The 20,422-nt window shown below is 39.3% G+C and carries 18 protein-coding genes; 9 read left to right on the top strand and 9 right to left on the bottom strand.

The features are described from left to right. The first annotated feature begins 10 nt into the window (after positions 1-10). The 4 genes from FEE95_RS11335 (at position 11) to FEE95_RS11320 (ending at position 5,405) form a co-directional block, all read left to right on the top strand. Positions 11-1,099 (top strand): efflux RND transporter periplasmic adaptor subunit, encoded by a 1,089-nt coding sequence (locus FEE95_RS11335; RefSeq protein ID WP_138658056.1) that lies wholly within the window; start codon positions 11-13, stop codon positions 1,097-1,099. 20 nt (positions 1,100-1,119) lie between these two features. After that, on the top strand, positions 1,120-4,230 hold the full coding sequence (locus tag FEE95_RS11330) for an efflux RND transporter permease subunit (protein WP_138658055.1): 3,111 nt from the start codon (positions 1,120-1,122) through the stop codon (positions 4,228-4,230). Between the two features lie 3 nt (positions 4,231-4,233). Beyond that, positions 4,234-4,917 (top strand): potassium channel family protein, encoded by a 684-nt coding sequence (locus FEE95_RS11325; protein ID WP_138658054.1) that lies wholly within the window; start codon positions 4,234-4,236, stop codon positions 4,915-4,917. Between the two features lie 74 nt (positions 4,918-4,991). Continuing rightward, complete coding sequence (locus tag FEE95_RS11320; RefSeq protein ID WP_138658053.1) at positions 4,992-5,405, top strand: hypothetical protein; 414 nt, start codon at positions 4,992-4,994, stop codon at positions 5,403-5,405. On the opposite strand, the gene FEE95_RS11315 is transcribed toward FEE95_RS11320, so the two are convergent. The 7 genes from FEE95_RS11315 to FEE95_RS11285 form a co-directional block, all read right to left on the bottom strand. Further along, on the bottom strand, positions 5,395-8,541 hold the full coding sequence (locus FEE95_RS11315; protein WP_238474561.1) for a cytochrome c biogenesis protein: 3,147 nt from the start codon (positions 8,539-8,541) through the stop codon (positions 5,395-5,397). The two genes, FEE95_RS11320 and FEE95_RS11315, sit on opposite strands and share 11 nt — an antisense overlap. Before the next feature lie 47 nt (positions 8,542-8,588). Continuing rightward, the gene (nrfA, locus tag FEE95_RS11310; RefSeq protein ID WP_138658052.1) at positions 8,589-10,088 is read right to left on the bottom strand and encodes an ammonia-forming cytochrome c nitrite reductase; all 1,500 of its coding nucleotides are present in this window, start codon (positions 10,086-10,088) and stop codon (positions 8,589-8,591) included. 7 nt (positions 10,089-10,095) lie between these two features. Next, positions 10,096-10,695: a cytochrome c nitrite reductase small subunit gene (nrfH, locus tag FEE95_RS11305; RefSeq protein WP_138658051.1), complete on the bottom strand. Its 600-nt coding sequence runs from the start codon at positions 10,693-10,695 to the stop codon at positions 10,096-10,098. 129 nt (positions 10,696-10,824) lie between these two features. Continuing rightward, positions 10,825-11,166, bottom strand: a complete 342-nt coding sequence (locus tag FEE95_RS11300; RefSeq protein WP_138658050.1) for a hypothetical protein — start codon at positions 11,164-11,166, stop codon at positions 10,825-10,827. A 57-nt stretch (positions 11,167-11,223) separates the two neighbouring features. Continuing rightward, on the bottom strand, positions 11,224-11,463 hold the full coding sequence (locus FEE95_RS11295; protein WP_138658049.1) for a hypothetical protein: 240 nt from the start codon (positions 11,461-11,463) through the stop codon (positions 11,224-11,226). Positions 11,464-11,474: 11 nt separating this feature from the next. Then, positions 11,475-12,557, bottom strand: coding sequence for a BamA/TamA family outer membrane protein (locus tag FEE95_RS11290; protein WP_238474579.1), 1,083 nt, complete (start codon positions 12,555-12,557; stop codon positions 11,475-11,477). A 32-nt stretch (positions 12,558-12,589) separates the two neighbouring features. Next, complete coding sequence (locus tag FEE95_RS11285) at positions 12,590-13,213, bottom strand: hypothetical protein (protein WP_138658047.1); 624 nt, start codon at positions 13,211-13,213, stop codon at positions 12,590-12,592. Positions 13,214-13,393: 180 nt separating this feature from the next. Between FEE95_RS11285 and FEE95_RS11280 the strand changes: the two genes are divergently transcribed. From FEE95_RS11280 to FEE95_RS11260, 5 genes are all read left to right on the top strand, one after another. Beyond that, complete coding sequence (locus FEE95_RS11280) at positions 13,394-14,230, top strand: MBL fold metallo-hydrolase (RefSeq protein WP_138658046.1); 837 nt, start codon at positions 13,394-13,396, stop codon at positions 14,228-14,230. A gap of 49 nt (positions 14,231-14,279) precedes the next feature. Continuing rightward, on the top strand, positions 14,280-14,936 hold the full coding sequence (locus tag FEE95_RS11275) for a hypothetical protein (protein ID WP_138658045.1): 657 nt from the start codon (positions 14,280-14,282) through the stop codon (positions 14,934-14,936). Positions 14,937-14,939: 3 nt separating this feature from the next. Then, complete coding sequence (gene gltS / locus FEE95_RS11270; protein WP_138658044.1) at positions 14,940-16,142, top strand: sodium/glutamate symporter; 1,203 nt, start codon at positions 14,940-14,942, stop codon at positions 16,140-16,142. A gap of 30 nt (positions 16,143-16,172) precedes the next feature. Further along, on the top strand, positions 16,173-17,306 hold the full coding sequence (locus FEE95_RS11265; protein WP_171037034.1) for an acyloxyacyl hydrolase: 1,134 nt from the start codon (positions 16,173-16,175) through the stop codon (positions 17,304-17,306). 98 nt (positions 17,307-17,404) lie between these two features. Next, the gene (locus FEE95_RS11260) at positions 17,405-18,391 is read left to right on the top strand and encodes a lipid A-modifier LpxR family protein (protein ID WP_138658042.1); all 987 of its coding nucleotides are present in this window, start codon (positions 17,405-17,407) and stop codon (positions 18,389-18,391) included. A gap of 45 nt (positions 18,392-18,436) precedes the next feature. Here FEE95_RS11260 and FEE95_RS11255 read toward each other — a convergent pair whose 3' ends face one another. After that, on the bottom strand, positions 18,437-19,099 hold the full coding sequence (locus FEE95_RS11255) for a hypothetical protein (protein WP_138658041.1): 663 nt from the start codon (positions 19,097-19,099) through the stop codon (positions 18,437-18,439). A 130-nt stretch (positions 19,100-19,229) separates the two neighbouring features. After that, a complete protein-coding gene (locus FEE95_RS11250; RefSeq protein WP_138658040.1) occupies positions 19,230-20,420 on the bottom strand; it encodes an acetate/propionate family kinase in 1,191 nt (396 codons plus the stop codon). Positions 20,421-20,422: the final 2 nt, after the last annotated feature.

The following is a 20,422-nucleotide window of genomic DNA, read 5'->3' as shown; positions in this document are numbered from 1 at the left end:
TATACCCGCCATGAAATATTTCCGTCACATCATACTAATCCTTTTAACAGTTGTAGCATTTAATTCCTGTAAAGAGGAAGAGAAAAAGAAAGCCGAAGTATTACGCCCTGTTAACTATCAGGTCGTAGGTACTTCAGACGCCCAGAAAATTCGCTCTTTCAGTGGCGTTGCCAGAGCCGGCGATGAAATTGAATTGAGTTTTAGAAGTAATGGTATTATTACGGAATTGAACGCAAAGGTGGGTCAAAAAGTAAAAAAAGGAGACCTCATTGCCAAACTGGATAATGTACAGGCTAATTTGGCTTACGAACAGTCGGTTTCTGCTTTGAACAGCGCTAACTCAGCCATGAAAACGGCCAAATCGGCTATGGACAGAGTAAAGTCACTTTATGAAAGCGGAAGTCAATCCTTAAGTGATTACGAAGCTGCCAAGAATAACTATCAAAGTGCTCTGGACCAATATGAATCCGCACGACGGAATAAAAGTATTCAACAATCACAAATTAGCTATGGCTATATCAAAGCGCCAAAAGACGGCACAATCGCAAGCGCACCTGGTTCGCTCAATGCGAATGTAAGTGCGGGACAAGTTATTGCGGTCCTCAATGCTGGAGAACAAATTAATATTATGGTCGGCCTTCCTGAAAATGTCATCAATAAAGTACAATCAGAAATGGAGGTTGCTATTGCACTTTCATCTTTAGGAGAAAATTTTAAAGGGAGTGTTTTGGAAGTATCTCCTGTGGTAGATGCCAATTCATCCACCTATCCCGTAAAAATAGATATTGTTACACCGACTACCGCAGTGAAGCCTGGTATGGCGGCCAACGTAACTTTTAATTTTAGTACAGATGAGGAAACTGCGGATGATAGTTTGGTAGTGCCTGTAAAAGCGGTTGGTGAAGATGGAAACGGCAATTTCGTGTTCATTGTTGAATCTGAGGACGGCAAAACGGGTACGGTCAAAAAACAAACCATTGAAGTTGGTGAGCTTACCTCTAATGGGTTTAAGATAAAGAGCGGACTTAATGGCGGCGAAAAGATTGCTACAGCCGGATTACAAACACTTTTAGACGGGCAAAAAGTAAGATTACAATAACCACTTTAACCAATCGAATTATGAATCTTACACAGTTTTCAATAAATAACAATCGTGTCGTTTTAAGTATCCTTGCCGTGGTGATGCTCATGGGGCTAGTCGGTTATCAAGGTCTTTCTCGAGATAGCATGCCACCTTATACAATTCGTGTGGCTTCCATTGTTTCTTCATTCCCTGGAGCAAGTCCTGAACGTGTTGAGGAATTAGTCACGGATAAAATTGAAAAAGTAGCCCAAGAATTACCCGAACTAAAGAAGGTGACCAGTACTTCAAGAACAGGATTATCGATTGTTCAGGTGGAATTGGTAATGCAAACAAAGCCCGAAGAATTGCAGGCGGTTTGGGATAGGCTTCGAAGAAAATTAAGTAGTATTCAAGGCTTACCGAATGGTGTACAACCACAACTGAAGGACGATGGTATTGGGGAGGTTTTCGGAATTGCTGTGGGCCTAACCAGTGATGGCTATTCGTTTGCCGACATGAAAACCTATGCCGACGATATGCGGGATGATCTGATCAAGCTACCAGATGCGGCAAAAGTCGAAATCAACGGTGACCAAGAAGAACGCGTATTCGTGGAGTTTGATAATACAAAACTGAAGAGTTATGGTCTTACTTCAAATCGCTTACAAAATCTAATAAGCAATACCAATATTTTAAGTTCTGGGGGACAAATCAACGTTGAAGATGAACGTATCATTTTAGAACCTACAGGAAACTTCGATGATGTTACTGATATTGAGGAAATGCTGATTCCTGTTGGGGAAGGCGGTCAAGTCGTGCCCTTAAAGGATATTACCAATGTTCGAAAAGGATATATCAATCCACCCACCCAGATTGTGCGAATCAATGGTAAAGATGCACTATCACTTCATGTTTCCCTCAAAAAAGGAGCAAACATCATAAAGTTAGGAGAAGAACTTGATGTGGTACTGAATGAGTGGCGCGGAAAATTACCTGTTGGTTTAGAGGCAAACAGATTGGCCTCCATAGACGGATATATTGATACAAAAATCAGTGATTTTGTCGGTAACCTGCTGCAATCTATTACCATAGTATTATTTGTCATGTTGTTTTTCTTAGGATTGAGAACAGGCTTGGTGATTGCGAGTTTAATACCCATAGTTACCATTACTACCCTATTTGTAATGGGCTTGATTGATGTGGGATTAAATCAAATCACTTTGGCGGCTTTAATAATGGCCTTAGGAATGATGGTGGACAATGGTATTGTGGTAGCAGAATCGGTCATGGTAAAAATGGATAACGGTATCGATGTCAAAAAAGCAGCCATAGATTCATGCTCCGAGCTCTTTACCCCCTTATTGATTTCCACCTTGACTACTTCCGCAGCATTCCTGTCTTTTTATATGGCCGAATCCGTTATGGGTGATATTATGGGGCCCATTTTCGTGGTGATAACTATAGCCTTATTGTCTTCATGGATTATCGCCTTAAGCATCATTACGCTGTTCTGCGTGTTCTTCCTAAAAGTGAAAAAACAAGAAGAAGGAAAAGTAAGTTTCTTGGATCGTTTGATTAATGGTTTAAAATCGAAGTACAAAGATTTGATATTGGTTGCCCTTAACTGGAAACGAACCGTTCTTTTTGCCATTGTAGGAATGTTCTTTTTATCCATTTTAGGTTTCGGATTACTGGCTTTCGTATTCTTTCCCGATAGTGATAGAAACATGATAACAGCAGATATCAACCTTCCCGAAGGCACCAAAATTGAACGTACTCAAGAGATGGTGGCTACCATCGAGGCTTTCATGACCGAGGAGCTTAAGGTCAATGAAAATAAAACTGATGGTGTGGTGGACTGGTCCGCCTATATTGGTGAAGGGCCGTCAACTTATGATTTAGGCTACAATCCCGATGAGGCGAATTCGAACTATGCGCACATCCTAATAAATACTTCCGATTTCTTGGTTAACAATGAAATGGTCCGGAAATTGGATTCCTTCAGTTTTGCGTCCTTTCCGAATGCTGATATTAAAGTGAGGCTTTTAGGCTCTGGAGGTGGTGGAACGCCCATAGAAATAAAGGTTTCAGGAGATGACCCCAATACGTTGGCTCAAATCTCGGAAACGATAAAAACAAGGCTGTTCAGTATCTCCGGGACTAAAAACATAAAAGATGATTGGGGACCAAAAGGAAAGAAATTCATCATCGATATCGACCAAAATAAGGCGCAGCTGGCGGGAGTGACCAATCAAGACATTGCTACTTCGTTGCAGACCGTATTGGATGGTTTTAGCACCGGTGAATACCGAGAGGACGATAAGTCTATTCCCATAGTAATGTTAAGTGACCAAAGCAAACAACAGTCTTTGGCATCCCTGGAAACATTAAATATATACGCACAAAGTTCTGGAAAAAGTGTGCCCTTATTACAAGTAGCTTCTATTATTCCTCAATGGCAATACACCCGTGTTAAACGATTGAATTTAACGCGAACCATCAATATTTCAAGTGAGTTGGCAGCAGATGGTAATGCTTCAGCAATTACGGCAGAAATCACCCCTTGGTTAGAAGAGCAAGCTGCAACTTGGGGTCAGGGGTACAGTTACAATTTAGGAGGAGATGCCGAGACTACGGCTGAGAATATGGGCGCGGTGGCCAGTTACCTGCCCTTGTCCGCTTTTATTATCATCATGTTATTAATTATTCAGTTCAACTCCTTCCGTAAAATGGCCATGATTGTTTGTACCATTCCATTGGGTGTTATCGGTATGGTTCTAGGGTTATTGATTTTCAACGTTCCTTTCGGATTTATGGCCTTTTTGGGTGTAATTTCTTTAGCAGGTATTGTGATTAACAATGCCATTGTACTGGTAGACCGAATAGAAATAGAAGAAAATGAAATAAAACGTAAACCGCAAGATGCGATTATCGCAGCTTGTTTGCAACGTTTTCGCCCGATATTATTGGCAACCTTTACCACGGTATTGGGCTTAATTCCACTGTATTTAGGTGGAGGTGAAACGTGGGAGCCGATGGCTGTAACTATTATGGTTGGTCTCTTATTTGGAACAGTGATCACCTTATTATTTATTCCCGCTTTTTACAGTGTATTGTACAAAGTCGATTACAAGGGATACCAATTTAACGAAGCCTTATTAGAGTAAGAGATGTTCAAAAAACTGTATTCATATCGCTTTGAGTTTTTCTTTATCACGCAGATAGCGGTCTTATTTGGTTCATTGTTCATTCGAGGCGAAGTTTTTGAAAAAAGTATAGGACCCATCTTCTTTTTGCTAAATCTAATTGCCGGTATCATTTTGATATCGAAGCGAAAGGATTTGTTCTGGTTTTTCTTGATTTTATTGATTGCCAGTAGTACTATTTTCGCCATAGCTCAAGCAAGTGGTGAAATGCCACTTTTTACCAGTTATATGCAATTCGGAATCTATTTTGCTTTCTATTTGGTAGTTACTTACGAAATTATCAAACAGGTTTGGCAATCGGATACGGTCGATAAAAAAGTAATCTACGGTATGGCAAGTGGTTTTATATCGCTTGGATTGATAGGTTTTTTCATTTGTATGAGTATTGAAATAGCAAACCCAGATTCTTTTCAGGGCGGCTTGTTAAGTCAACAAGAAACACTGCCAAATACCCTTACGGAGCAACTCATGTATTTTAGTTTCATTACCATGATGACTATTGGTTATGGAGATATTTTGCCAATCACGCCTCTTGCCCAAAAAGCTTCCATTTTAATCGGCCTAATCGGTCAGTTCTATCTTGTTGTGATTACCACAGTAGTGGTAGGGAAGTTCATCAATCAAAAAAGTGCTAAAAACGACTCATAAGAGTCAAATATTTCGTTCTTACTTTTTAAAACGATTTGATATTTATTATTTTTAGTAGAAATAAGAAACACGCTATGGATAAAGAAAAAAATCAATACCACAATGAATTTGCAGCACTTGTAAAAATCACTATGCGTGATGGTGATGCTACTGAATCTGAAAAAGGTTTTCTAAGCCATCTTTCCACAAAATTAAGGATGTCAACTTCGGAATATGAAGGTATTATGGCAAACTACCTATCTTACCCCTTAGAAACAATACCAACGAATAAAATGAAATTACAAAACTTATATACTTTAACGCAATTGGTATGTGAAGATGATTCCATTACAGGCGCTGAACAAAAATCATGGTTAGAACGTATGGGAAAAGGTATGGGCTTTACACATCAAAATGTGCAGTACATTGCTGATAAGTCGATTAAAATGATGCAAGAAGGGGCTGACCTTGATGCTTTTGTGGATGGTATAACTAATATCAATCAATAGTTTTCTTTCGTTGTCGAACTCTAAAAAAGGCCGCTATTGATACCAGTACAACCACAGCAATTAAAACATAAATAAACTTAGGCACAGGCACAGGATCTCCTGCCGCATAGCTGTGTAATCCCGATAAATAATAGTTTACGCCGAAAGAGGTCATAATAATAGACCCGAAAGCAAAAACGCTGGCAACATTTAAGGTATATCTACTTTTTAAAGCAGGAACAAAACGAAGGTGTAATACCACCGCATAAACAATTATGGAGATCAAAGCCCAAGTTTCTTTAGGGTCCCAAGCCCAATAGCGACCCCAAGATTCATTTGCCCAAATACCGCCTAGAAAAGTACCAACGGCCAACACGAATAAGCCAATGGTCATTGATATTTCGTTAATATAGGTTAGCTCTTTAATACGAATCGCAATCGCTTCCTTGGATTTTTTGGTTTCAATTAGCATCAGAATCAAAACCATAAAGCCTAATACTGCAGATAAGGCCAAAGGAGCATAACTACTAACAATGGTCGCGACATGTACTTTCAACCAGAAGGATTTCAATACAGGCATTAAGTTTGTGATTTCCGGACTTAACCAGTCCAAATAACTTACGAATAGCAGAGAACCTGTGAATAGTGTTGCCAAAGGCAATGAGAAATCCGATTTTCTAAAGGTCATCAATCCACAGAGCATTAAAACCCAAGCTACAAAGACCAGCATTTCGTAACCATTACTCCAAGGAGCATGCTGAGCTACATACCAACGCAGCAATATGTTTCCTGTAAATACTAGAAAGCTGATTAAGGATAGGACAACTAGAACATTCCATAAGGCATCCATAAAATATTTTTGCACGAATATTTTGGCCAAGGCTAATACGAGCAGTACAAATCCTAAAGTAAAAAACACTTGGAACAACCAAAAATTGAGGTTCATTTCATTGTACCACAGTTCTGCTTCTACTCTCTGACTATTGGGAATGATATCCTTCCCCAAGGTGCTTTGATAGGTGTCGATATAAGACAGCTTCTCCGTCGCCGCAGTCCACTTTTTGGTGGCTATATCATTAAAATAAGAAGGAGTTATCGTCTGTACAAAACGAGCATCCTCCGTAGGAAAATCTTTAAAATGATGGGTGTAACTATACCAAGTATCCTTCTCATCAAGACTGTTGGGATAAATCTTTAGATAGTTGCCCGAAAAAATATTGAACAAAATATTGAAGCGCTCATCGACCTTGAGTACTTCTTTGTCGAATTCATTATGCTCCGCCGGTTTTTTGGCGTTGGCTTCTTCCGCCACTTTGGTAAGTACATAATCGCCACTAGGATTTATTAAATCATCAAAGGCAATTAAACCTTCATCGGTAATCTTTAGCGCATCGAAAAAACTTCCGCCCTTCTCTGTATCAATTTTTATGATAGGAATCTGTTGCCAAGCTCCTGGAGCAACATGCATAGCAAGGAATACCTGATTGGCATCCAATCGTATTTCTTCTTTAGTGCCTTTGTATTTGAAATACGGTTTACGTGAGACTTTGCGTAAAAACTCAGAGGCTAAAGTATTGATAGGTTTTATTCTACCATCTAAATCTTGCACCATCAAACGGCCAAAGAGTGCCGCATGCTGTTGCTCTATGACCTGTTGGGCAACCAATTCAGGAATCGAAATGGTATCATTCGCTTGTTGTGCTTGAAGACTTGCACTCATTACCCCCATCAGGAATAGGGTGGTAACCACTTTTATTGTTTTTAATTTTTTGAGTTTTTTGTTGATGGCCATAAAGTGAGAACTCTTCCCAAAAAGCGTAAAGAACATTCCTATCATCATCAGAAAGTAACCTAGATAGGTGACATTGGTACCCAATACATCGTGGTTGACGGATAAAACGGTTCCTTTTTCGTCGGTATCATAGCTGGCTTGGTAGAATCGAAATCCGCCATAATCCAAAACGTTATTCATGAAAATTCGGAAAGGCATTTTAGTATCTGCGTCCAAGACCGTTACCTCGCTTGCATACGCAGACGGGCTCTCAGAACCTGGATAGCGTTCCAATTGAAAATCATTCAACTGTACTGAAAATGGGGTCTCAATAGGCTTGGCTCCATACGATAAACTTACGTTCATACCATTAACGTCAACTTCATGGGTAGTAGGTAAAAAGCCGTCACGATAGAGTAAAATTACTTCTTCGGTCTTATCATTTACCTGTACGTTCAATACCAATGCATCATCTTTTGCTTTATCATTATCCTTTGGTTTTTCCGCAGAGCTTATGATGTCAATTTTTCCCGATTCATGAAAAGATAAGGGTACAAAAGACAAGTCACCTGAGCGATAAAGTGTTCGTAATGTCATTGGTTGCAGGCTGTCTCTTTCGATAATACCCGCAGTTTGGTCGGCCATAATAAAAAAGTTGAGCTGATGCGGCGCGAATATCTGAAATTCACCCTCTTTTTCTATAAGATTGATAACATCTTCTCCCGCTGCCTCAAAACCTATTTTATGTTTGTGACTTCCAATTTCTTCAATTTCTCCTTTTTTCAGGAACAATGTTTCCCTGCCATTTCCTGAGGTAACCACTAATTGTAATAAGGGAACTCCATTTTCTGAATCATCAACAATTTCGGGGATAGCATCGGCTACAAATTGCTTATGCGAAATGGTAATTGGCGTGGCATCCAAATCCGTTTGAATGGAAAAATCATTATCAGTCAGGGGAGAAAAGTAAAGTTCCCTTTCCAAATGTTTGGTTTGTTTTCCATTGGATATATGAGCTTGTAAATAATTTTTATCCGAAATAATGGTATTTGAGGAAGCCCCTTCTCGAATGCGCATGATACCTCCATAGGAATCATACCTTGTAATACCTGCACCAATAAGGATTACGATAAAAGCAATATGAAAAAGGAGGATGGCCCACTTTTCCTTGCGCCAAAGTTTATATTTATAAATATTGGCAGCAAAACATAGGCCTAGGCCCAACATTACCAACTCAAACCAACTGGAATCATATACTTTTATCCACGCTGTGGCAGTGCCAAAGTCGTTTTCTATAAAAGTGGCCGCACCCATGGAGATGGCAAAAACCAACAATAAAACGAGTGCCAATACAGGTGAGGAAAAAATGCGATAGAATATTTTCATGAAAAGTGTACGGCTTAAAAGCCTTAAAAGAAAAGGATTAAAATCGACTACTTATTGCTCATGCTTACTTCTTTGGAATCCATTTTGTCCTCCCGGGCTTTGGCTTCCTCTAACCATTTGGGCAGTAAATTGGTTTTAAACTCTTCCTTTTCTTTGATGAGTTTTTCCATGTCCAAACCTATGAACTCCTGGGCCTTTTCTTTAGAAGCAATATCGGGCATTGGTACTTCTTGATTAAACCCTAAAGTCGCCAACAAGCGTGCCAACTTTACTCTTGCCTCTTGAACGATGTTCAATCCACCTCCCAAAACTCGTGCTGTTTCCACAGGAGAATGGAATGAAGCACCATGAGAAGCAGCTGCATAATCCCAGCGCCATTGCGCATGACGAATATCGGTAAGTATCGCTTTCATTTGTTCTTCTGTAGCGCCTAATTCCCAAGCTTTACCTGCTTCAATATGAGATTTCACTAGAAGATCTTCTAATTTCAATCTGTTTTCTGTGGCTTTCATTTGACGTTCATATACATTGGCACGCAATTTATCTGCTTCCTGTCTGTGGCATACTTGACAAGAATTCGCAACATTGTTTAAAGGCGATTGCAAATGGTGGTCAGTAAACTTCTGACCCCCTTCGCTTTTATAGGGCATATGGCAATCTGCACAAGAAACACCACGGTCGGCATGCACACCTGTCAAATAGGTTTCATATCCTGGGTGTTGCGCTTTCAACATCGGTGCTTTGCTAATTTTGTGCGTCCAATCTGAAAATTCCATTTCATCGTAATATTCCTCCATGGCTTCCACAGTCATTCCATTCTTCCAAGGGAACGTTAGGTATGGTGTGCCTTCAGCCCCTGGTTTTTTCTTGTCAAAATAATACTCAACATGGCATTGGGCACAAACTAATGAACGCATTTCTTGATGGGTTGCTTTGTTAATATCCTTTCCCATCGCATCAAAGGCCTCTACAAGTGCAGGGCGTGTAATGCGTAATTTCATATTGTTGGGGTCATGACAATCGGCACATCCAATCGGATTCACTATTTCAGCTCCTTTATCAGCCCATTTTCCATCGTAAAATTCTGCAATCCCTTTCTCATTCATTAAACGAGGAACATCCGGACTTTTACAGGTCCAGCATGTTGCAGGCATGGGTCCGTCGCCGGGTCCTTTCGGGCCACCTGTTCGCAAGGTATTTCGAATATCTTCTATGGCATAAAAGTGACCACGCCCTTGATTGTAATCCTTAGAAAAACCATATCCTGCGAATAACAAGACCAATCTAGGGTCTTCTTCAAGCACATCGCGCATGGCTGAACCGCCTTGATAAGACGCAAAAGAAGTTTCAGAGGTTTGTAAAAAAGATTGGTACTCGCGAGGGTAGTTTTTTCCCCATTCCTCATTGCGAGGTTCGTTCTCACTAATATCTACTTGAGGTACATATTGGTACTTTGCCTCGCTCTTTCTATTGATAATACTTGAGGCGAGCAGGCCTAATAAAAATACGACTACTAGGGTTACGACAAACAGAATTTTGTTTTTCATAAGATTGTTATTTAGATGCCATTTCTTTTTCTAACCAAGCGGGAATTACCATTTCTTCTTGGTCGGTGGGTAAAGGGGCTATATTATATTTTATGGTTGACATACCATGGATTCTACCATGGGGAATTTCTTTATGACAACTCCAACATTGGCGGCTGGTTCTGTTTTCTGAATGATTGTCTATAAAACCATCGTATTTCGTTTGAGTCACTTGTTGTACATGGCAGCGAATACAATTATTTTGTACAACTTCCTGAGAACCTTCCCGCATAAAAATGACTTCAGGTTCGGCTCTTGCCGTAAAAATCGAGGCATGGTATAAACCATCCATAGCCTTGAAATAATAAGCATTTACAACATTATCTTGCGGCACATGACAGCCATTACAAGAGGCCCATTCACGATGTGAACTATGCATCCAACTATTATAGACTGGCGTCATTACATGGCAATTCACACAAGCCTGCGGGTCGTCTGACAAATACGAAACCACTTCACCTTCTTTCATCAAAAAAAAGCCAATACCAAGAACTGCCGCTATTGCAAAAACAGCAAAAGAACGCAGAGGAGTATCTTTTTTTGGCAGGAAGTTGAGTTTCAATTTCAAAGATTAGCCAGTTTCTTTAAAGATATTGATTTTTGCAAGAAAATTGAAGTGTACCGCTTTAAGATTTGGTGAAGTATTGAACTATTTAGATGCCTTACTGTATGTCAATTCGATTTTGGTTCGGAGGAATCAAATTCTAAAGACTACGCCCGCATTTAACCCAAGATATGGAGATATGGGTCTAATATTTTCTGCAGATTTAAATCCTTCATAGTCCTCATTGAAGATGGCATCTAAATTAAAGCCGTTTAAGGGGAGAAATAAATCAGCCTGCGCCTTTAAACCCATGTGCTCGCCTAGCCAAAAAGTTACGCCACCTTTCAAAGAAAAAGCAATTCTCGTGGCGGTATCAATACCTCCATCAACTATAGCTCTGTTTTCATTCTCAAAATTGACGAAAGCGTAGCCCGCTCCGCCGCCTACAAATGGAGTAATACTGCCCTCGGAGAAGTAATAGACACCCGTTAGCATAATCCAGTTTGCTGTTAAATCAGCAAGCTTTGATTCCGTAGGACTTACATCACTATCCTAAATCAATAAAGCAGAAGAATGGCGATTATATGTAATCTGGGCAACAGTATTGTCTGAAAATGACCATCCGAACGAGACCCCTAATTGGTTTCCGGCATCAATACTCAAATAATCACTATCTCCGCTGAATTTGGTGCCGAATTGATACCCATAATTAATATCTATTTCTTGTGCTTTTGCACTAAAGGCAGATTGCAATACTAGGGCGAGTAAAATAAGTTTAACTGTATTTTTCATAATTCATCTTTTTAAAAAGCTTCGTTAACTCCAAAATAAATTCCATTTTGACCATCTTTTCCACTACCGATATCCAATCGAAGCCAGGTATTTTGGTCTTTTAATACCTTAAATCGAACACCAGCACCAAAGCCTGGTTTTACAGAATTAAATTTCAAAAGGTCTGATGCATCTCCGGCTACGCTTCCTATTAGTCCGAAAGCAGCTAAATTCCATCTCGGTTTTAAACTGTATCGATATTCTGCTTGTACAACGTACATGTTCTTATCCAAGAATCGACCATAGAAATATCCTCTGGCACTGCTGCTTCCACCAAAAAATGCCATCCCTTGAAAAGGGACATCCCCATAATTATTCTCAATATAAACTTGGGTAGCCAAGGTGCTTCGTTTACCTAGTGGTTCATAGTTTCTCAAATCGAGTGTGAACTTATTAAAACTATGTGTTGCGCCTAAAATTTCACTTGAAAAGTGTGCGCCAATTTCAAATAGCTGTCCGTCGGTTGGAGAAGAGGTATTGTTTCTGGTATCTAAATTGAATTCAGCTCCCAAGCCACTGATAACTGTGCGGTCAAAACCTAAAATAGTTCCAGAATCAAGCAAGCCATCTTCTTGAACCTCTGTAACCTGATGATTGGCAAAATTATACGTAAAACCAAAATTCAAATCTGGTGGTAATCGTTTCAAAAAACTAAGTTTCAGCTTATGCGTGGTTTGGTTGTAATTTTCCAGATTTTCCTCAGGTGTTTCTGGCCCAATACCCCAAAAAGAATTCGGATAGATTTCAAACAAATAATCTGCATCTATAAAATAGTCTCCTTTTCCTAAATAGACTTGTGGGGTTACATTGAACATAATTTGTCCGGCTGTTGTATAAATACCACTAAACAAAATATTAGAGAGACGCTGATTGTATTGATTGGTGTTGTTCAGTAAAAATAACTGTCCCCCACCTCCAATGCCGAATTTTGTTTCTGGTGTGTAAAACATTATAGGAAGGGCAACAAGCTTTATTTTCTTTTGTTTACCAATGGTGTCAGTTTGTATGAAACCTTCTTCCCTTCCTTGACCAAATAAGAACATGGGGAATACCATCAAGAAAAAGCATATTTTATCAACGTTTTTCATCAAAAAAAGAAATCATCTAAAAGAACATTAAAGCCAAAAGTGAACGCGATATTACTGACCGTTAAATCTTGAGAACTCACCATACCCGATGGTAATTCCTCTTGGTCAACTCCTATCCAAAAGAGGTTTAGATTAAACCCAATATCAAATGCAATTTTGTCTTTAATAACATACGAGTAGCCTAAACCAACAAGTGCTCCTAAACCTCCGCCCTCTGCTGAAATTTCAGTAGGCGCTAGAAGCGTGTTCAACTGTGTTTCTTCTCGATAACGGACATAACCAGTAGATAAGGTCGTAAATAGTGACCCGCGATTGTTGGCCGACAAATAATGGGAAACAAATGGCCCAATAAATAAAGACTCTGTGGTACGGTCTACACTTCCCGCCGAACTAGCTCTATCCGCATTTATTTTTCCTCCTAAAAGCCATCTGTCTTTGATAAACCTTCCTGTGGAAAAGTTCAGTCCAAATTCATTAGTGATAGTTTTCTCTTCGGATGTGCTTATTTTATTGGTATTTGAGTTTATGCTACCAGATAGTCCTGTCAACCATCTTCCTTCTCGAAATGGAGTTGTTAGCGAATCACTAGTGATAGGTGTGTCTTGAGCCTGAAGTCCAAACATGCAAAACAACAGTAATGAAAAACAAAAATGGAACTTTAAGAAAGCAGTAATTCTTGAGTAATCGATTTGCATACCCTATAAAAATAGTCAAATCAATGATGCTACGAAAATAAGAACTATGGTATCGCCACATAAATTTTTTATCTTGTTAATTATAGGTTTCAATTCAAAACTTGGATTATGATAATTAAATTCTTCGGCACTAGAGGGTCAATACCAGTTTGTGAAAGTGGTTTTCAGGAATTTGGAGGCAACACAACCTGCGTAGCTGTCATGGACGATAGTAAAAAAGGTGATATTTTAATTTTTGACGCGGGTACAGGTATCCGGAAGTTAGGAAAAGAGTTAATGCAACGCGCTTTCAATCCCGAAGATAAAATTGTAATGGCCTTTTCTCATTTCCATTGGGATCATATACAAGGGTTTCCCTTTTTTGGTCCAGCCTATGATGCTTCTAAAAATATCGATATTATTGCTATGGGTGCCGATTTAGATATCACTAACCTTAAATCAATTTTCTCACATCAAATGGAAAGCACTTATTTCCCTGTTAATCTTGATAATATGGGTGCAAACTTTAGATTTCATTTGAAGAAAACCAATGAAGAAGTATTTAAAGATGGTAGCACGGGCAGATTATTATCCAATGCACATTCGCACCCCGGAGGTGCTCACGGTTACCGTTTAGAGGTCAATGGAAAAATCTTTGTCTATTGTACTGATATTGAACATGGAGATAGCTTAGATGAAAAGGTAATCGATTTTGCAAAAGATGCTGATGTCCTGATTCATGAAGCGCAATATACCCCCGAAGAGTTACCGAAGTATAGAGGTTGGGGACATAGCAGTTGGGAACAAGCTATCGAAGTTGCAAAACTGGCTGGAGTCAAAAAACTATATATGACCCATCATGACCCAGAACATAATGACGATTTCATTCGGGCAGAAGAAAAGAAATGTCAGGCTATATTTAGAAATTGCTTTTTTGCTCGAGAAGGGGATGAAATCAAAATTTGAATTAATCTTGCAAAGCTTCAATTCACGACTTAAATTGCAAAAAAACAAAATGAAAAAGAAATTCTTCCGAACGGTATTAGCTCTAAGTATATCGTTTACACTGAGCCTACAACAGGCCTGTGGTCCTACTAAAATGGGAAGCACTTGGACTAAAGAAACCTATCAAGATAGAGGCTATTCCAAAATAGCAGTAATAGGTATAGGTAAAGACCTTAACGCTCGCAATACTTTTGAGAAAGATGCAGTTGCCTTATTAAAAGAGCAAGGCATAAATGCAGTAGAAGGAATCTTGATGTTTCCACCTGGTGGAACTGAAGAAATAAGAACCGCTGAGGACTACATCAAAATCATTAAAAAAAATAATTTGGATGGCGTTATTACCATGGCGCTTATCAATTCAAAAGAAACGGACCGATATAAACCTGGAGAGACGGTTTATGTGCCTTCGTATTACAGAGTTGGCGAATATATTGTTAGAGGATACCAAAGTTTTAATACGCCAGGGTACTATACGACCGAAAAATCATATCTGATTGAAGCCATACTTTACAACGTAAAAGGTGATTTGCACAAAGGAAAAGAAACCATGGTCTGGACAGGACAATCGTCACTTTTACAACCTGCTTCGTTGCAAAATGCGTCTGAAAGTTTTACCAAAAGAATGGTGAACCAATTGATTACGGACGGAATTATAGCTCCCAAATAATTTATGCAAATAGGCCCCAGAGACACCATAGTCATTGCTTGTTTGGTTCTATTTTTAGGGAAATATCTCAACAAGAAAATTTCCTTTTTTAGAGCGTACAACATTCCTGAACCGGTAACGGGGGGTGTTATCTTTTCCATATTTTTTGGTATGTTATATGCCGCGACAGGCATTGAGGTCAGCTTTGCGTTGGAATTAAGAGATGCCCTACTTATCATCTTTTTTATCACTATTGGACTTTCATCAAGACTAAAAACCCTATTAAAAGGAGGTAAATCATTAGTGCTGCTTTTAGTGTTAGCGGTAAGTTATCTTTTTATCCAAAATCTTACGGGTGTGGGTATTGCGTATCTTACCGATTTACCAAGTGTAACAGGTGTTTTGGGAGGTTCGGTTTCCTTTAGTGGAGGTCACGGCACTACCATTGCTTGGGTGCCTACTTTTCAAAATGACTTTGGCATTTCGAATGCCATGGAAATGGGTATCGCCTGCGCAACCATTGGTTTGGTTTTAGGGGGATTTATTGGCGGCCCCATTGCCAAATTTTTAATAAAAAGATACCAGTTAAAACCAACCGAAGAAAAGCCCGTTGCTGTAGGTGTTCGTCATGGCAAAGGCGATAACGTTGAGATGAATTACAACAATGTTTTACAGATGATATACTTCATCTTCTCAACCGCGGGGTTAGGTATAGCCATTAATGAATTACTCACATGGATGGGGCTTTCCCTTCCTTCTTTTGTCACAGCTTTGTTTGCGGGTATTATCGTTACGAATTTGATTCCTGTCTTTTTCAAAAAATTCGATTGGCAACCTGAAAAATCAAAAGCCCTTGCCATGGCATCTGATTTGTCTTTGGGACTTTTTCTAGCAATGTCACTAATGAGTCTTCAATTATGGACACTTACCGATTTGGCGGGACCATTACTCCTTATCGTAGTTGCACAACTCGTAGTGATTTCAATTTTCGTAATCGTAGTTGTTTTTCGAGTGATGGGCAAAGATTACGATGCGGCGGTCATGAGCGCGGGTTATGCGGGCTTGGCGCTAGGAGCAACACCTACTGCAATTGCAAATATGACGGCAGTTACCAAAAAGTTTGGTGGATCACCTAAGGCATTCATTGTGGTGCCGCTGGTTGGTGCGTTTTTTATTGATATCTCAAACGCCCTTATTATTAAATTTTTATTAGGTGTTTTTGGGTAATTATGAATATCATTTGTTATGTTTCACACTATGAAAAAGATCTGCTTACTTCTTACGTTACTAACATGTTATTTTAGTCAGTCACAATCTCCTTCGGATAAATTCCGCTCCATAGAAGTAAAATCAAACTATGGAAGTTACTTATATACAGGAACGGCGCTAAGCGAAGCGGGATTTTTAGATGCCGGTTACGGAGCAATCAATGTAAAGATTGGATGGCAATCGAGCAATACAGAAAGTTGGGCTGGGTATTATAAATACCCTACCTACGGAATTGGTTTATATTCAGGATTTTTAGGCAATGCAGAAGTTTTTGGAAACCCAAGTGCTGTGTATGGTTTTATAGATTTTCCCATAGGAAATCCGAACAGGCGGAATAAGTTCAGTATAGAACCTTCTTTAGGAATTACTTATAATTTACAGGAATACAATGCCGAAGAGAACCCCATAAATGATGCCTTTGGAGCAAGAGCAGCAGTTTACTTTGGCTTAGATTTCGGCTTTGAATATCGTTTTACAAGGGAGTTGGATTTAACCTACGGATTTGACTTCACGCACTTCAGCAATGGGAGTAGCTATCAACCGAACTTAGGTCTAAACCTATGGGGGATAAATCTTGGTGTAAAATATAATTATAACGCAGCCCAAAAAGTGGTTGACAATGACCCATACACCAAAAATCTGGTTCAGGCTCGTTTTAAGTCTCCTGAAAAAACCAAAATGACTAAAATCAATGAAAATTCAATTTCTATTATGTTGGCTGCGGGAGGAAAACAAACGAAAGAGGATGGTGGAACAGGCCGACAATTCGGTGTTTTTTCGGGAGTTCTAGATTATGAACATCGCTTTAATGAAATTCATGGTATAACAGGCGGTATTGATTTCTTCTATGACAATACCTTTCAAGAATTTGAAGAAGCCGGAGACAGATCAGCTATTGGGGTCCACGCTGGTTACGACTTCAACTTTTGGAAAATGGTCATAAAAGCACAGTTAGGAACCTATATTACCGATGATTTAGGAAAAGGCGCCTATTTTATGCGACCTGCAATTCGCTATAACATCAATAAAACGCTCTTTGCACAATTTGGGCTAAAGACCCTTGACGGAGGAGCCGCAGATTATCTTGAATTTGCTTTTGGGTTTAAGCCTTTTAAATGGTAATTCTTAATTATAAGGAGCTCAAACCAATTGGTGTATTTTAAATAAATCATCAAGTTTTTTACTAAGGTTTAAATCAATAGAACTATGAAAAAGACCGCATGAATCAAAGCAAATCAAGTGGCTGTCTTTTATTTTCTATGCTTCTCTTGATTAGTGTGCTTGGAGCTTATGCGCAAAAGTCTGACGCTTATTCTAAAGAGGTTTCATTTTCCTCAGCAAATGACGCTTATGTTATTTGGCAAAATTCTGACCGCTTTTATAGTTATGGTGTTGGTTTGAATTTGAAATTTCAAAAAGAAAAATTGCTCGGCTTGCAAAAATATCTTCCTAAAAAGGAAACTTACTTTTTTGAAATTGGATTACGCTTAGAAGGCTACACACCAACAAATAAAACGGTAACTCCAACTGAGATACAAGAAAACAACATTTCCTTTGATAGACCCTATGCTGGTTTGTCATTCGCAACTTTTAAAGTCACCTATGCCTTTGAGCGTTCATTTGTGAGAAGCGGTGTATTACTTGGTGTTATGGGGCCTGCATCCTTAGCCGGAGATTTTCAAGGTTGGTTTCATGATAAGGTGACCAACGACCCCGTTTTTGAAGAATGGCAGTTTCAAGTGCCGAATCAGCTAGTAATGAATATAGACCTTAGCTATGCCCATGACTTCACACCAGAACAAAAATGGATTGATGTCTACGGCATGTTTAATACGCGATTAGGAAATCTCTATATTGATGCTACGCCAACTGTAGGATTTCGACTTGGGAAGTTCAATAAATTATCAGAGTCCGTTGGAATGGATAATAATATCTTATCAACTTCTTCTGGTAAAGAACTCTTTTTACAATCGTCGATTAGCAGTTCTATAAACATTTTTGACGGCACAGCTCAAGGAAACCTTTTCAATCGTGATTTTGAATATGCCGTAGATGGACTAAGTACACTAAACACTACATTAACTCAAAGTATCTATTTTTCCTCAAGACGTTTCTCTCTAGGAATCGAGCATTACTTTACCTTTGGCAAAGTAGTGCCCAAAGAGCGACATATTTACGCGAGAACAGTTTTTAAGTATAAATTTTGATGGTGTAAAACGGAGAACCCTATTATCTGATGATATCGGATTCTATTATTTCAATTCGTCTGCCACAATTTTAGCAAATGCCTTCCGAACGCCTTTTCCCGTATCAGGGTTGGTAATTTCAGCCGTACTAACCGACAATAATCTCTTTTCTTCTTCAAGGCTTAAATTATAAGTTACCGCTTCTAATACATAGGTTGTCTCGGTGGTAATGGTAACCTGTTCATCCATTTCTTTAGGTCCCAAACGCGGTGGCGCGGTAACATCGTCGTAATAACCTCTTAAGGTTATGTATTTATTTCCGTAATATTCATCGAAAGAACTGTATCCTCCTTCTCTTCGCATCACATCTAGCTCTTGCACGTCTTTAAGGGAAGTCAAGGTCAGAATATCAAATCCTTCCTTTCTAAACATGGCAATCACTTCTGCTATGCGTTCGGCGGTTTTATTATCAATACGCTTCAAGTCAGGAAATGCAACATGACTAGCAACGGCATTGACTCCCTTGGCTTTTAATTTACTTACTAAATCTAGTTCATAAGTTTTGCGTACATCTTCCATCGGTGTTCTGGCAACGACTAACATTTTTTTATTTCTCAGCGTCTCGAAATCATCTGATTTATAGGAGTTTGCCAATTTCATACCAGAGCAGCTGGATAACAAAACTGCTGTTAAAATAAGTAAGGATAAAGAGCGGAAAATATTTTTCATGGAGTGTCTATTTTAAGGATGAAAATTAAGCTAATTTTCCGAAATAGCACAACTATCAAACCCTGTATTCCTAATTTAAATACTCTGCTGGTATTGAGTTTGGAAAGGAGGTTACTTGTTCAGTATCAAACTAGATTACCGACATCAAACTAAACGTCTGCTTGGCAATTTCCAACTCTTCATTCGTAGGAATCACAAGAATGCTAACTTCGGAATTGTCCTTTTGAATTTCTAATATGGAAGCCGTTCTTTGGCCATTCTTTTGAGCATCAATTCGAATGCCCAATGCCTCCATATTTTCACAAACCATAGCGCGAAGTACGCTTGAATTTTCACCAATGCCAGCAGTAAAAACCAAGGCATCTACCCCATTAAGTGCTGCAATATAGCTTCCGATAAATTTCTTGATACGATAGGACGTCATGGCCAATGCCAGTTGGCAATCGTTGTTACCTTCTTCTGCTGCTTTTTGGATTTCCCGTAAATCGGAATATCCTGTAAGGCCCAAAAGTCCGCTTTGTTTTTGCAATAGTTGATTTACTTCTTTGGATGACATTCCCAAACTATCCATCAGATAAAAAACCACGGACTGGTCTATATCACCACTTCGGGTACCCATAATGAGTCCGTTGGAAGGTCCAAAACCAAGGGAGTGGTCTACGCTCCTACCCTCTTTGATTGCGGTCATACTGCAGCCATTACCTAAATGAATGCTAATCATTTTACTTGCAGGCTTTTTTAGATAGGCAATTGCCTGCTCGGAAACATATTTGTGACTTGTACCATGAAATCCATAGACACGAATATGGTTTTCGTCTGCAAGGGCTTTAGGCATTGCGTATCTGTAGGCCTTTTCAGGAATGGTTTGGTGAAAAGCCGTGTCAAAAATTGCAACTTGATTTGCATTTTTAAAAATAGCGGAAGCCACTTTTATACCTATCGCATTCGCGGGATTGTGCAGCGGCGCCAATGAAGCCAAGCGTTCAATTTCTTCCAAAACACTCGCATCTATTTTGGTAGGCCGGTCAAAGCGATTTCCACCATGTACGACGCGATGCGCTACGACATCAATCTCATCTGGGTGTTTTAAAACGCCCATTTCGGGGTGCATCAGCATATTCGTGATGGCTAGTAATCCTTGTTCGTGGTTTGTTAAGGCCATTACTTCGGAATGAGACTTTCCCTTCAACTCATAATGCAGCTCCGCATTTTCGAGTCCGATACGCTCCGCCAAACCTTTACAGATAACTTCTTCTGAAGGCATTTCGATGATCTGAAATTTGATGGATGAACTCCCAGAGTTGATAATCAAAATCTGCATAG

Origin of the sequence: Maribacter algarum (ex Zhang et al. 2020), from assembly GCF_005885635.1 — a bacterium.
GTDB classification, from domain to species: domain Bacteria; phylum Bacteroidota; class Bacteroidia; order Flavobacteriales; family Flavobacteriaceae; genus Maribacter_C; species Maribacter_C algarum.
The sequence above is the reverse complement of the archived record's forward strand: the minus strand, read 5'-3'. Positions and strand labels throughout refer to the sequence as shown.